Raw genomic sequence first — 12820 nt, 5'->3', positions numbered from 1 at the left:
CTGGGCATGGCGGAGTCGCTTTCGGTACGTGCCGGGGACGGCGGTCGGCCTGGGGTAAGTCGAAGGTAGGTTAGCCTAACCTCACGTTGATCTGGAGGGGTGGGGGCGAGTTGGGGCTGGGATGCGCGTCACATGTCGGTGGCATATGCGGCACCCTGCGCGGGGCTTGGCCGCCCCGAAGGTGAAGTTCCGCCCGGTAGGCCCCGGTTGCGTCCGGGTGCGCCGGAACCTCTCGGCCCCGGCGCGGCGGAGAGCCTGACCGCGGCTCCGCGGTGCCGGTCTGCGGTGCGGGTCCGCGGTGTCGTTCGCGGTGTCAGGTCAGGGCGGCGGCCAGGAAGGCGAAGGCGGCGACGATGACGCCGACCCGGACGTAGTGGTAGCGGTCCCAGCGGTTCTTCTGCTCCTTCCAGTCCTCGGGCCGGTTGTCGGGGGTCCACGTCTTGCCCCGGTTGTTGATCGGGACGAGCAGCAGGACCGACATGATCACGCTGACCATCAGCAGCGCGCCGGCGGTGACGAGGAGTCCCGCCCCTTCGTGGTGCCATCCGGCGACGGCCAGGATCGCGACGAGGACGAGCGAGGTGATGTACCAGACCGGCATCACGGCGCCCAGCATCCGGCCCCCGTGGGCGCGGCCGAGCATGCCGCTGTCCTCCGGAAGGGCGTTGAGGATCGGGTTGATGACGAAGGCGACGGAGAACTCCACCCCCACCATCAGACCGACGACCACGGTGGTGACGACCTCGAGTGTTTCGAGCATGGTGACCCCTCCTGGAATCTAGCGCCGCTAGCTGGTGAGGCAACGCTAGCTCTGCTGCCGCTCGATTGTCTAGCGGTGCTAGGATCGAGTCATGTCGGTACAGGAACGGAAGCAACGCGAACGGGCGGACCGCGAGCGGCTCATCGTGGCGACGGCCCGCGAACTCGCCGAGAGCCAGGGCTGGGACGCGGTGACCACCCGGCGGCTGGCCGAGCGCATCGAATACAGCCAGCCCGTCCTCTACAGCCACTTCCGCGGCAAGCGCGAGATCATCGGCGCCGTCGCCCTCCAGGGTGCCGCCGAGATGGCCGTGGCGCTCCGGGCCGCGACCTCCGCCGCGGACGGCCCTCGCGCCCGGGTCACCGCCCTGGCCCGCGCCTACCTCGACTTCGCCGAGCGCAACCCGGCGGTCTACGACGCCATGTTCCAGCTCGACGGCGGCCTGGCGTTCGCGCGGGAGGACACCCCGGAGCCGCTGAAGGACGCCTTCGCCGCGCTTCTGGAGAGCCTCGCGGAGGTCGCCGGGGACGGCGTCCACCCGGGGATGTTCACCGAGGTGTTCTGGGCGGCACTGCACGGTCTGGCGACCCTGACCCGGGCGGGACGCCTGCCCCCGGCGGACGCCGCGCGGAGGACGGAGCTGCTGGTGGACCGGCTCGCGGTGCTCTGACGCGCCGTCCCGACAGGGCGGCCGCCCGCGTGCGGCTGTGCGGAGTTCGCCGTACCGAGGGCCCGACCCGCCCACCTGGCCCACGGGCGACGCCCGTCACCCCGGCCGGGGTGACGGGCGTCCTCGCGCGGGGCGACAGCCGTCAGGCGGCCGACAGGCCCAACTCGCGGGCGATCAGCATGCGCTGGACCTCGCTCGTGCCCTCGCCGATCTCCAGGATCTTGGAGTCGCGCCACATCCGGGCCACCGGGTACTCGTTCATGAAGCCGTAGCCGCCGTGGATCTGGGTGGCCTCGCGGGCGTTGTCGACCGCGACCGTGGAGGAGTACAGCTTCGCGAGCGCCGCCTCCTTCTTGAACGGCTCGCCGAGCACCAGCCGCGAGGCCGCGTCGCGCCAGCCGATCCGGGCCATGTGGGCCCGCATCTCCATGTCCGCGATCTTGAACTGGATGGCCTGGTTGTCGCCGATCGGGCGGCCGAAGGCGTGACGTTCCTTCGCGTACTTCACGGACTCGTCCACACAGCCCTGCGCGAGACCGGTCGCGAGCGCCGAGATGGCGATCCGGCCCTCGTCGAGGATGCGCAGGAACTGCGCGTAGCCACGGCCCTCCTCGCCCAGCAGGTTCCCGACCGGGACGCGGACGTCGTCGAAGGACAGCTCGCGGGTGTCCGAGGCGTTCCAGCCGACCTTGGAGTAGGGCGCGGCGACCGTGAAGCCCGGGGTGCCGGACGGGACGATGATCGAGGAGATCAGCGGGCGGCCGTCGGGCTTGCGGCCGGTGACGGCGGTGACCGTGACCAGGCCCGTGATGTCCGTACCGGAGTTGGTGATGAAGCACTTCGAGCCGTTGATGACCCAGTCGTCGCCGTCGCGGACGGCGGTGGTGCGCGTGCCGCCCGCGTCGCTGCCCGCGCCGGGCTCGGTCAGGCCGAACGCGCCCAGGATCTCGCCGGAGCACATCCGCGGCAGCCACTCCCGCTTCTGCTCCTCCGTGCCGAAGCGGTAGACCGGCATCGCGCCGAGCGAGACACCCGCCTCCAGGGTGATGGCGACGGAGGAGTCGACGCGGGCGAGCTCCTCGAGGGCGATGCCGAGGGCGAGGTAGTCACCGCCCATGCCGCCGTACTCCTCCGGGAACGGCAGGCCGAACAGGCCCATCCGGCCCATCTCGCGGACGATCTCGTACGGGAACTCGTGGCGCTCGTAGTAGTCGCCGATCTTCGGCGCGACGACGTCGTGCGCGAACTCCTCCACGGTGCGGCGGAGTTCCTCGTGCTCTTCGGAGAGCCGGTGGTCGAGGGACATGGCTGAGGTCACTCCTTGTGGGAGAGGGCGCGGACGGTACGGGACGGGCTCGGTCGGCCCAGTTGCTCCGCCATCCACACGCTGGTGGCGGTGAGGGCGGTCAGATCGACACCGGTCTCGATGCCGAGGCCGTCGAGCATCCACACGAGGTCCTCGGTGGCGAGGTTGCCCGTGGCGCTCTTGGCGTACGGGCAGCCGCCGAGGCCGCCCGCGGAGGCGTCGACGGTGGTCACGCCGTGCTGGAGAGCGGCGAGCGTGTTGGACAGGGCCTGGCCGTAGGTGTCGTGGAAGTGCACGGCGAGGCGGCGGGTCGGCACACCGGCGTCGTTCAGACGCCGGAGCAGCTCGGTGACGTGCCCCGGGGTGGCGACCCCGATGGTGTCGCCGAGGCTCAACTCGTCGCATCCCATCTCGGCGAGGGCCTTGGTGACGCGGACGACCTGCTCGACCGGGACGGCCCCCTCCCAGGGGTCGCCGAAGCACATCGAGAGGTAGCCGCGGACGCGGAGGCCGTGCTCTATGGCCCGGGTGACGACGGGCTCGAACATGGCGAGCGCCTCGTCGACGGTCCGGTTGAGATTGGCCTTCGCGAAGGACTCGGTGGCGGAGGCGAAGACGGCGACGTCCCGCGCCCCGAGGGCGAGGGCGCGGTCGAGTCCGCGCTCGTTGGGCACGAGGACGGGAAGCCGCGCGGGCACGCCCTGGAGCTGCGGGAACAGCGCCTCGGCGTCGGCCAGTTGGGGCACCCACTTGGGGTGCACGAAGCTGGTCGCCTCTACCGTGGAGAGCCCGGCGGCGGCCAGCCGGCGGACGAACTCGGCCTTCACCTCGGTCGGCACGACCGACTTCTCGTTCTGGAGCCCGTCGCGCGGCCCGACCTCGTGGATCCGGACCCGGGCCGGCAGCCCGGACGCGGGCACGCGCATGGGCAGGCCCTCGGTCATGATTCCTCCCTGGGGGTCACCACGGCGAGGATCTGGTCCATGGCGACGGTGGAGCCGGGGGTGACGTCCAGCTCGGTGACGGTGCCGGCGTGCGGGGCGGAGATGACGTGCTCCATCTTCATCGCCTCGACCACGAGCAGGCTCTGCCCGGCCTCGACCTCGTCCCCGACGGCGACCTTCACGACGGTGACCGTGCCCGGCATGGGCGCGGCGAGCGTGTCGGCGCCGCCGTGCCGGGCGCCGGTGAGGGCGGCGGCGACCGGGTCGTGGTCCAGGACGTGCCAGGAGTCCCCGTCCCGGCCGAGCCAGCGGCCTTCGGGGGAGCGGGCGAGACGGAAGTGGTGCATGACCCCGTCGAGGTGGACGGTCACCCGGTCGGCGGAGACCTCGGCCGCTCCGGGCGAGGCCGGTGCGTCGCCGAGCAGCACCTCGGCGCCGGCCGCCGTACCGCGCACGCGGACCGTCACCGGGTCGTGGCCGGGGACCCGGAAGTGGTGCGGGGTCCAGGACGGCCGGCCGCCGAGCCGCCAGCCGGAGGGGGCGTCGAAGGGGTCCGTCCAGGCGCCCGCCGGGGCCGTCGCCGGCGGGTACTGGCGTGCCAGCGCCGCCGCCGCGTACACCTCCGGCGGTACGGACGCGTCGATCAGGCTCTCCGCGTCCCGCTCCACCAGGCCGGTGTCCAGGTCGCCGGTCATGACGTCCGGGTGGGCGAGCAGGCGGCGGAGGAACCCCGCGTTCGTCTGCACGCCCAGGGTGACCGTGTCCGCGAGGGCCGCGCGCAGGCGGCGGAGGGCCGTCGGGCGGTCCGGGGCGTGCACGATGACCTTCGACAGCATCGGGTCGTACAGGCTGCCGACCTCCGTGCCCTCGCTCAGGCCCGAGTCCGTGCGCACCCGGTCCCCCTGCGGCTCCCGCAGGGAGAGGACCGTGCCGCCCGAGGGCAGGAAGCCGCGCGAGGGGTCCTCCGCGCAGATCCGGGCCTCGATCGCCCAGCCGTCCAGGCGGATGTCGGACTGGCCGAAGGCGAGCGGCTCGCCCGCCGCCACCCGCAGCTGCCACTCCACCAGGTCCAGGCCCGTGATCAGCTCGGTCACCGGGTGCTCCACCTGGAGCCGGGTGTTCATCTCCATGAAGTAGTACGAGGACGGGTCGCCGCCCGGCACGATGAACTCCACCGTGCCCGCGCCGACATACCCGCACGAGCGGGCCGCCTCGACCGCCGACTCGCCCATCTCCGCGCGGAGTTCGGGGGTCAGCAGGATGCTCGGGGCCTCCTCGATGATCTTCTGGTGGCGCCGCTGCAGCGAGCACTCGCGCTCGCCGAGGTGGACCACGTTCCCGTGCGCGTCGGCGAGGACCTGGATCTCGATGTGGCGCGGGCGGTCGATCCACCGCTCCACGAGCAGCGTGTCGTCCCCGAAGGACGAGCGGGCCTCGCGGCGCGCCGCCGCGATCTCGTCGTCGAGCACCGACAGGTCGCGCACCAGGCGCATGCCCTTGCCGCCACCGCCCGCCGAGGGCTTCAGGAGCACGGGCGCGCCCAGCTCCCGCGCCGCCGACGCCAGGTCGGGGTCCGCCGCACCCGGGACCACCGGGACGCCGGCCGCCCTGACCGTGTCCTTGGCCCGGATCTTGTCGCCCATCAGCGAGATCGCGGACGCCGACGGGCCGATGAAGACCAGGCCCGCGTCCGCGCAGGCCTGCGCGAAGCCCGCGTTCTCCGCGAGGAAGCCGTAGCCGGGGTGGACCGCCTGCGCGCCGGTCCGCCGCGCCGCGTCGAGCAGCGCCGGGATCGACAGGTACGACTCCGAGGCCGGCGGCGGGCCGATCCGTACGGCCGTGTCCGCCTCCCGGACGTGCCGGGCCTCCGCGTCCGCGTCGCTGTACACGGCGACCGAGCGGACGCCGAGCGCGCGCAGCGTGCGGATGACGCGGACCGCGATCTCGCCGCGGTTGGCGACGAGGACCGTGTCGAACATCCTCTGCGGCATCTCCTGAGCCATCTTCTGTGGTCCCCTCACATCCGGAAGACGCCGAACTGGGGGTCACCCAGGGGCGCGTTGGCACAGGCCGTCAGGGCGAGGCCCACCACCTGGCGGGTCTCCATCGGGTCGATGACCCCGTCGTCCCAGAGCCGCGCCGAGGCGTAGTAGGCGCTGCCCTGGGTCTCGTACTGCGCGCGGATCGGGGCCTTGAAGGCCTCCTCGTCCTCCGCGCTCCACTCGTCGCCGAGCTGGTCCCGCTTGACGGTCGCGAGGACGGACGCCGCCTGCTCGCCGCCCATGACCGAGATCTTGGCGTTGGGCCACATCCAAAGGAAGCGCGGGGAGTACGCCCGGCCGCACATCGAGTAGTTGCCCGCGCCGTACGAGCCGCCGACGACCACGGTCAGCTTCGGCACGCGCGTGGTGGCCACCGCCGTGACCATCTTCGCGCCGTGCTTGGCGATACCACCGTGCTCATACGCCTTGCCGACCATGAAGCCGGTGATGTTCTGCAGGAAGAGCAGCGGGATGCCGCGCTGGTCGCACAGCTCGATGAAGTGCGCGCCCTTCTGGGCGGACTCGGCGAACAGGATGCCGTTGTTGGCGACGATCCCGACCGGGTGGCCGTGGATCCGGGCGAAGCCGGTGATCAGCGTCTGCCCGTACTCGGCCTTGAACTCCTGGAAGCGGGAGGCGTCCACGATCCGTGCGATGACCTCGCGGACGTCGTACGGGGTACGGGAGTCCACCGGCACCGCGCCGTAGAGCCCCGCCGGGTCGACCTTCGGCTCCTCGACCGGCTCGACCGACCAGGGCAGCGCGCCCCGAGCGGGCAGGGTGGCGACGATGTTCCTGACGATCCGCAGGGCGTGCGCGTCGTCCTCGGCGAGGTGGTCGGTGACCCCGGACGTACGGGAGTGCACCTCGCCGCCGCCGAGCTCCTCCGCCGTGACGACCTCGCCGGTCGCCGCCTTCACCAGCGGCGGTCCGCCCAGGAAGATCGTGCCCTGGTTCCGCACGATCACGGCCTCGTCGCTCATCGCCGGGACGTACGCGCCACCGGCCGTGCAGGAGCCGAGGACGGCGGCGATCTGCGGGATGCCGGCGCCGGACATACGGGCCTGGTTGTAGAAGATCCGGCCGAAGTGCTCGCGGTCGGGGAAGACCTCGTCCTGCATCGGCAGGAACGCGCCGCCCGAGTCGACCAGGTAGAGGCAGGGGAGACGATTCTCCAGCGCCACCTCCTGGGCCCGCAGGTGCTTCTTCACCGTCATCGGGTAGTACGTGCCGCCCTTGACGGTCGCGTCGTTGGCGACGATCACGCACTCCCGGCCCGAGACCCGGCCGATGCCCGCGATGACCCCGGCCGCCGGGGCCGCGTCGCCGTACATCCCGTTCGCCGCGAGCGGGGCCAGCTCCAGGAACGGGGAGCCCGGGTCCAGGAGGGTGTCCACCCGGTCCCGCGGCAGCAGCTTGCCGCGCGCGGTGTGCCGTGCGCGGGCCTTCTCACCGCCGCCCAGCGCGACCTCGGCGAGCTTGGCGCGGAGCGTCGCGGTCAGCTCCTCGTGCGCCGCCTCGTTGGCCTGCCAGGCCGCGGACGCGGGATCCGCCGCGCTCGTCAGCACAGGTGCCTGCTGCATCCCTCGAGCTCCCTTGCTCGGTTAATGAGCGTTAACGTATGTCCTTCAGGTTAACGAGCGCTAACCCGGTTGTCTAGAATCGTCTTCATGACCACCACCGCCAGGACCGACGCCCCCACGCGACGCGAGCAGATCCTCAAGGAGGCCGCTCGCCTCTTCGCCGAGCGCGGCTTCCACGGCGTGGGCGTCGACGAGATAGGAGCCGCGGTCGGCATCAGCGGCCCCGGGCTCTACCGCCACTTCCCGGGCAAGGACGCGATGCTCGCGGAGCTGCTCGTCGGCATCAGCGAGCGCCTCCTGGACGGCGGCCGGCTCCGGGTCGGCGACGCCGCCGGTGACCCGAGGGCGCTGCTCGGCGCGCTCATCGACGGACACATCGACTTCGCGCTCGACGACCGGCCGCTGATCACCCTGCACGACCGGGAGCTGGACCGGCTCAAGGACGAGGACCGCAAGCGGGTGCGCCAGCTCCAGCGGCAGTACGTCGAGCTGTGGGTGGCGGTCGTGAGGGAGCTGTACCCGGCGGCCTCCGAGGGCGAGGCGCGGGCCGCCGTCCACGCCGTCTTCGGGCTGCTGAACTCGACCCCGCACCTCGCCGCCCTCGGCCGCGAGTCGATGGAGGAGCTGCTCCGCCGCCTCGCGCACGGGGCCTTCGGCGCGCTGGCGCGCGCGTAGGCGCGCGCAACGGGCGCCTCGTACAGGGGTCCAGGAGGTGAAACCGGGCGGACGCCCGCCCGGCGGCCCGGCAGAATGTGCACCATGCCGATACTCAGTCGCCCCGCCCTGATCGAGCACCTCGTACGGACCCGGATCGCCGGTGACGTCGCCACCCCGCGCGACAACAACCTGTCCCACTACCGCAAGCTCGCCAACGGCGACCGGCACTACTGGCTCGGTCTGGAGCTCGGCGACCGCTGGGCCGACGAGCAGGACGTGCTCGCGGTGATGGCCGAGCGCTGCGGGGTGAACGACGACCCCGCCCACCGCACCGGCCAGGACACCATCGACCCCGAGCTGACCGTCGACGCCCTCGACCGGGCCGCCGCCCGGCTGCGCAAGGCCGCCGCGGGCAAGCAGCGGGTGCTCTTCGCGACCGGCCACCCGGGCGCGCTGATCGACGCCCACAGCCGCGTCGCCGCCGCGCTGCGGGCCCAGGGCTGCGACATCGTGCGGATCCCCGGCGGGCTCACCGCCGACGAGGGGTACGTCGTGCAGTTCGCCGACGTGGCCGTCTTCGAGCGCGGCGCGACCCTCTGGCACACCCATTCGCCGGAACCGATGAACGCGATCCTGGACGGCCTGGAGGCGCTGGGCGAGCCCCGGCCCGACCTCGTCGTCGCCGACCACGGCTGGGCCGGCCGCGCCGGTCAGCGCGGCATCGACTCCGTCGGCTACGCCGACTGCAACGACCCCGCCCTCTTCATCGGAGAGGCCGAGGGCACGATGCAGGTCACGATCCCGCTGGACGACCACGTCATCGACCCCCGGTACTACGAGCCGCTCACCGCCTACCTGCTCGACGCGTCCGGCCTGCTCTGACCTGGCCCGTTCCGGTCCGGTCGGCCGCCCTGACGCTGTTCCAGGCCGGGTGTCGGATCCAGGTACACCCGGCGGACGGCCGGAAAGCGTTCCCGCAGCTGCTCCTCGGCCTCCTCGCAGGCCCATTCGATCTGCTCGGCCGACGACACGTCACGGAAGTCGACCTTCGCCGCGATCATGACCTCGTCCGGTCCCTGGATCAGCGTCGTCAGGTCCAGGACGTCGATGATGTGCGGGACCGAGAGCAGCTCCTCGCGGATCTCCGCCCGCATCCGCTTCGGCACCGGGCGGCCGATCAGCAGCTCCGCGTTCGAGCGGCCGAGCACCCAGGCCACGTACACGAGCAGCGCGCCGATGAGGATCGAGGCGACGCCGTCCCAGACGCTGTCGCCGGTGATCTCCACGCCGAGCAGCCCGCCCGCCGCCAGCATCAGCCCGCACAGGGCCGCCGAGTCCTCCATCACCACCGCCTTGACGGTGGTGTCGGGGGTGAGCCGCAGATAGCGGCCGAAGGGCGCCTTCATCCGCTCCGCCTCGCCCGACACCTGACGGATCGCGGTCCGCAGGGAGAAGCTCTCCAGGACGAAGGCGACGGCGAGCACGATGTACGAGACGAGCGGGTCGCCGAGCTCCTCGCCGTGGGTGAGGGTGTGGATGCCGTCGTAGACGGAGAAGACCGCGCCGCCGACGAAGGTGGCGACGGCGGCCAGCATCGCCCAGACGTAGCGTTCCTGCGCGTAGCCGAGCGGATGGTCCTCGTCGGCCGGCTTCTCGCTCCGCTTCAGCGCGGTGAGCAGCATGACCTCGGTGACGGTGTCGGCGACCGAGTGGGCCGCCTCGGAGAGCATCGCGCTCGATCCGCTGATGACGCCCGCGATGGCCTTGGCGGCGGCGATCCCGAGGTTCGCCACCGCCGCCACGATCACGGTGAAGGTGCTCTCACCGTTGCCCGGGCTGCCGCCCGGGCTGCTCCCGGTGTCCTTCTTCGAGTCGTTCCGCGAGTCGTTCTCCGCCATGAATCGGACGGTATGTCCGGTCGTCAGCGCGGGACGCGAACGACACCCTCCTGGATGACGGAGATCGCGAGCTGCCCGTCCTGGGTGTAGATCCGGGCCTGGCCGAGCCCGCGCCCGCCGGAGGCGGACGGCGACTCCTGGTCGTACAGCAGCCATTCGTCGGCCCGGAACGGCCGGTGGAACCACATCGCGTGGTCCAGCGAGGCCCCGACGACGTCCCCGACCGCCCAGCCGCCGCGCCCGTGGGCGAGCAGCACCGAGTCGAGCAGCGTCATGTCGGAGACGTACGTCGCCAGGCAGACATGGAGCAGCGGGTCGTCCGCCAGCTTGCCGTTCGTACGGAACCAGACCTGCGAGCGCGGCTCGCGCGGCTCCCCGACGGACCCCCACGGCGGGGTGTCGGCGTACCGCAGGTCCACCGCCGCCCGCGCCTCGACGAGGCGGGCGGCGACGTCCGCCGGGAGGTGCCGGGGCAGCATCTCGGCGGCCGTCGGCAGGGACTCCGGGTCCGGCGCGGCCGGCATGTCGTACTGGTGCTCAAGCCCCTCCTCGTACGTCTGGAACGACGCGGAGAGGTGGAAGATCGGCCGCCCGTGCTGGACGGCGACCACCCGGCGGGTGGTGAAGGACCGGCCGTCGCGGATGCGGTCCACGGTGTACACGATCGGCGCGCCCGGGTCCCCGGCGCGCAGGAAGTACGCGTGCAGGGAGTGGGCGTGACGATTCTCCGGGACGGTCCGGCCCGCCGCGACCAGCGCCTGGGCGGCCACCTGGCCGCCGAAGACGCGGGGGACGACGGCGGAACGGGACTGTCCCCGGAAGAGGTTCTGCTCGATCTGCTCCAGGTCGAGCAGATCGAGCAGAGAGTCGAGAGCCTCGGGCACTTACAGGCCCATCGACTTCGCGATGATCGTCTTCATGATCTCGCTGGTGCCGCCGTAGATGCGGTTGACGCGGTTGTCGGCGTACAGGCGCGCGATCGGGTACTCGTTCATGTAGCCGTAGCCGCCGTGCAGCTGGAGGCAGCGGTCGATCACGCGGTGCGCGACCTCGGTGCAGAAGAGCTTGGCGCTCGCGGCCTCGGCCGGGGTCAGCTCGCCCGCGTCCAGGGCCTCCAGGGCGCGGTCGGCGACGGCCTCGGCCGCGTCCACCTCGGCCTGGCAGGCGGCCAGCTCGAACTTGGTGTTCTGGAAGTGCGCGACCGGCTTGCCGAAGACCGTGCGGTCCGTGACGTACTGCTGGGCGAACCGGACGGCGGCCTTGGCCTGGGCGTAGGCGCCGAAGGCGATGCCCCAGCGCTCGGAGGCCAGGTTGTGGCCGAGGTAGTAGAAGCCCTTGCCCTCCTCGCCCATGAGGTCCTCGACGGGCACCTTCACGTCGACGAACGCCAGCTCGGCGGTGTCGGAGGTGCGCAGGCCGAGCTTGTCCAGCTTGCGGCCGATGGAGTAGCCCTCGGACTTGGTGTCCACGGCGAAGAGGGAGATGCCGAAGCGGCGGTCCTCGGCCGACGGGGCGGAGGTACGGGCGCAGACGATCACGCGGTCGGCGTGGACGCCACCGGTGATGAAGGTCTTCGCCCCGTTGAGGACGTAGTGCGTGCCGTCCTCGGAGAGCTTGGCGGTGGTCTTCATGCCCGCGACGTCGGAGCCGGTGCCCGGCTCGGTCATCGCGAGGGCCCACATCTCCTCGCCGGAGACGAACTTCGGGAGGTAGCGCTTCTTCTGCTCGTCGGTGGAGAGCATCTTGATGTAGGGCAGGGCGAGCAGCACGTGCACGCCGGAGCCGCCGAACTGGACGCCCGCGCGCGAGGTCTCCTCGTAGAGGACGGCCTCGAACTTGTGGGTGTCCAGGCCCGCGCCGCCGAACTCCTCGGGCACGTTGATGCCGAAGATGCCCAGCTCGCCGAGCTTGTCGTAGAACTCGCGCGGCGCCTGGCCCGCGGCGAACCACTCGTCGTAGACGGGGACGACCTCGGCCTCGATGAAGGCGCGGATGGTCTCCCGGAACGCCTCGTGGTCCTCGTTGAATACGGTACGGCGCACGGTACGACTCCTCCGGATGTGCGGGCCCATTATGGCTAAGCGCTTGCTCAGTCAAGTTACCCATCGGTTCTGGCCGCTGTCCAGGGCTGGGGACGCATGGTTGTCCACATCACGTCCGTCCCGTCCGGTGGATCAGGAGGACGGGATCCAGCCACGGCTGAGGGTGTCGTACGCGTACACGGGCCCCCGGACCCCGCTCGTCCGGAACGGCCGTCCGCCGTCGTCGATCCGGACCGTGCCCGTCCGGCCGCCGCCGCTCCACTCCAGCTCCAGGTACCAGCGGCAGTCGCAACCGGCCGTGCGGGCGTTCACCAGGAACTCCTCGGGGGTGGCGGCGGTGACCGCGTACGGGAGGGCGACGGCGGGAATCGTCCGGCCCGTGCTCCCCGAGGCGTCGTAACCCGCCACGGCGCGGGCGACGGGGCGGGGGAGATCGAGGTTCACGTCGAAGAGGCGGGGGGTGAGGGCTCCGCCGCACCCGTTGTCCATCCGGTACGCGGGCCGGCCCAGGGCCTCCGCGCGGCCGACCACCCGCACGTGCAGGGCCTGGAGCACGACCGCCTCCGTGGCGGACCGGCCCTGCACGGAGAGCCGCACGAGCGTGTCCTCGCCGTGCACGGCCTCCTGCGCGCGGGCCCAGGGCGCCGCGTCCTGCGCCGCGGGCGGCGGGGGCACGCGGTCGGGGGCGCGGTCGACGAGGTAGGTGTGGCCGCACCCGTCCTGCCAGACGTGCGAGGCGACGGTCCAGGTGAAGGGGGGAGGGGAGGGGGGAGGGGGCGTGGGGGTCGGGGGCGGAGTCGGCGGAGTGGTCGGGGGCGGAGTCGTGGTCGGCGTGCTCGGCGTAGGGGTCGGGGCCAGATACGGCCTACGGGCGTGGTCGCGGTCGTCGGTGGCACGGGTACGGTCACTGCTCTACTC

General features: G+C 72.1%; 12 protein-coding genes. 3 read left to right on the top strand and 9 right to left on the bottom strand.

Annotated elements, in window-relative coordinates:
- Positions 1-313: 313 nt before the first annotated feature.
- Positions 314-760, bottom strand: a complete 447-nt coding sequence (locus AB0E14_RS37620) for a DUF1772 domain-containing protein (protein ID WP_362429337.1) — start codon at positions 758-760, stop codon at positions 314-316.
- A 91-nt stretch (positions 761-851) separates the two neighbouring features.
- Between AB0E14_RS37620 and AB0E14_RS37615 the strand changes: the two genes are divergently transcribed.
- Positions 852-1430 carry a TetR/AcrR family transcriptional regulator gene (locus tag AB0E14_RS37615; protein ID WP_362429334.1) on the top strand — a complete coding sequence of 193 codons (579 nt, stop codon included), beginning with the start codon at positions 852-854 and terminating at the stop codon, positions 1428-1430.
- A gap of 142 nt (positions 1431-1572) precedes the next feature.
- Here AB0E14_RS37615 and AB0E14_RS37610 read toward each other — a convergent pair whose 3' ends face one another.
- The 4 genes from AB0E14_RS37610 to AB0E14_RS37595 are packed head-to-tail and all read right to left on the bottom strand — an operon-like array spanning position 1573 to position 7305.
- On the bottom strand, positions 1573-2736 hold the full coding sequence (locus AB0E14_RS37610; RefSeq protein WP_362429331.1) for an acyl-CoA dehydrogenase family protein: 1164 nt from the start codon (positions 2734-2736) through the stop codon (positions 1573-1575).
- 8 nt (positions 2737-2744) lie between these two features.
- Complete coding sequence (locus AB0E14_RS37605; protein WP_362429329.1) at positions 2745-3680, bottom strand: hydroxymethylglutaryl-CoA lyase; 936 nt, start codon at positions 3678-3680, stop codon at positions 2745-2747.
- On the bottom strand, positions 3677-5659 hold the full coding sequence (locus AB0E14_RS37600; RefSeq protein WP_362429340.1) for an acetyl/propionyl/methylcrotonyl-CoA carboxylase subunit alpha: 1983 nt from the start codon (positions 5657-5659) through the stop codon (positions 3677-3679). The genes AB0E14_RS37605 and AB0E14_RS37600 overlap by 4 nt, the downstream gene beginning before the upstream one ends.
- A gap of 38 nt (positions 5660-5697) precedes the next feature.
- Positions 5698-7305 carry a carboxyl transferase domain-containing protein gene (locus AB0E14_RS37595; protein WP_362429326.1) on the bottom strand — a complete coding sequence of 536 codons (1608 nt, stop codon included), beginning with the start codon at positions 7303-7305 and terminating at the stop codon, positions 5698-5700.
- 87 nt (positions 7306-7392) lie between these two features.
- Here AB0E14_RS37595 and AB0E14_RS37590 point away from each other — a divergent pair, with 87 nt between their 5' ends.
- Both AB0E14_RS37590 and AB0E14_RS37585 read left to right on the top strand, forming a co-directional pair.
- Complete coding sequence (locus AB0E14_RS37590; protein ID WP_362429323.1) at positions 7393-7980, top strand: TetR/AcrR family transcriptional regulator; 588 nt, start codon at positions 7393-7395, stop codon at positions 7978-7980.
- Positions 7981-8064: 84 nt separating this feature from the next.
- Complete coding sequence (locus tag AB0E14_RS37585; RefSeq protein ID WP_362429320.1) at positions 8065-8844, top strand: phosphatase; 780 nt, start codon at positions 8065-8067, stop codon at positions 8842-8844.
- Here the strand turns inward: AB0E14_RS37585 and AB0E14_RS37580 are convergent.
- The 4 genes from AB0E14_RS37580 to AB0E14_RS37565 all read right to left on the bottom strand — a co-directional run bounded on the left by AB0E14_RS37580 (position 8814) and on the right by AB0E14_RS37565 (position 12577).
- The gene (locus tag AB0E14_RS37580; protein ID WP_362429317.1) at positions 8814-9860 is read right to left on the bottom strand and encodes a cation diffusion facilitator family transporter; all 1047 of its coding nucleotides are present in this window, start codon (positions 9858-9860) and stop codon (positions 8814-8816) included. The two genes, AB0E14_RS37585 and AB0E14_RS37580, sit on opposite strands and share 31 nt — an antisense overlap.
- 23 nt (positions 9861-9883) lie before the next feature.
- Positions 9884-10744, bottom strand: a complete 861-nt coding sequence (gene tesB / locus AB0E14_RS37575) for an acyl-CoA thioesterase II (protein WP_362429314.1) — start codon at positions 10742-10744, stop codon at positions 9884-9886.
- Entirely contained in the window at positions 10745-11902 is a 1158-nt protein-coding gene (locus AB0E14_RS37570) for an acyl-CoA dehydrogenase family protein (protein WP_362429311.1), read from the bottom strand.
- 132 nt (positions 11903-12034) lie between these two features.
- Positions 12035-12577: a hypothetical protein gene (locus AB0E14_RS37565; RefSeq protein WP_362429308.1), complete on the bottom strand. Its 543-nt coding sequence runs from the start codon at positions 12575-12577 to the stop codon at positions 12035-12037.
- Positions 12578-12820 lie beyond the last annotated feature (243 nt).

Source organism: Streptomyces sp. NPDC047981 (assembly GCF_040653315.1).
Classification (GTDB): Bacteria; Actinomycetota; Actinomycetes; order Streptomycetales; family Streptomycetaceae; genus Streptomyces.
Note: the sequence above shows the minus strand (reverse complement) of the source record. Positions and strands in the feature narration are given on the sequence as shown.

Excerpts from the sequence above, each read along its gene's own strand:
- AB0E14_RS37620 (WP_362429337.1), bottom strand. The coding sequence starts at position 760 with ATGCTCGAAACACTCGAGGTCGTCACCACCGTGGTCGTCGGTCTGATG.
- AB0E14_RS37615 (WP_362429334.1), top strand. The coding sequence starts at position 852 with ATGTCGGTACAGGAACGGAAGCAACGCGAACGGGCGGACCGCGAGCGG.
- AB0E14_RS37610 (WP_362429331.1), bottom strand. The coding sequence starts at position 2,736 with ATGTCCCTCGACCACCGGCTCTCCGAAGAGCACGAGGAACTCCGCCGC.
- AB0E14_RS37605 (WP_362429329.1), bottom strand. The coding sequence starts at position 3,680 with ATGACCGAGGGCCTGCCCATGCGCGTGCCCGCGTCCGGGCTGCCGGCC.
- AB0E14_RS37600 (WP_362429340.1), bottom strand. The coding sequence starts at position 5,659 with ATGTTCGACACGGTCCTCGTCGCCAACCGCGGCGAGATCGCGGTCCGC.
- AB0E14_RS37595 (WP_362429326.1), bottom strand. The coding sequence starts at position 7,305 with ATGCAGCAGGCACCTGTGCTGACGAGCGCGGCGGATCCCGCGTCCGCG.
- AB0E14_RS37590 (WP_362429323.1), top strand. The coding sequence starts at position 7,393 with ATGACCACCACCGCCAGGACCGACGCCCCCACGCGACGCGAGCAGATC.
- AB0E14_RS37585 (WP_362429320.1), top strand. The coding sequence starts at position 8,065 with ATGCCGATACTCAGTCGCCCCGCCCTGATCGAGCACCTCGTACGGACC.
- AB0E14_RS37580 (WP_362429317.1), bottom strand. The coding sequence starts at position 9,860 with ATGGCGGAGAACGACTCGCGGAACGACTCGAAGAAGGACACCGGGAGC.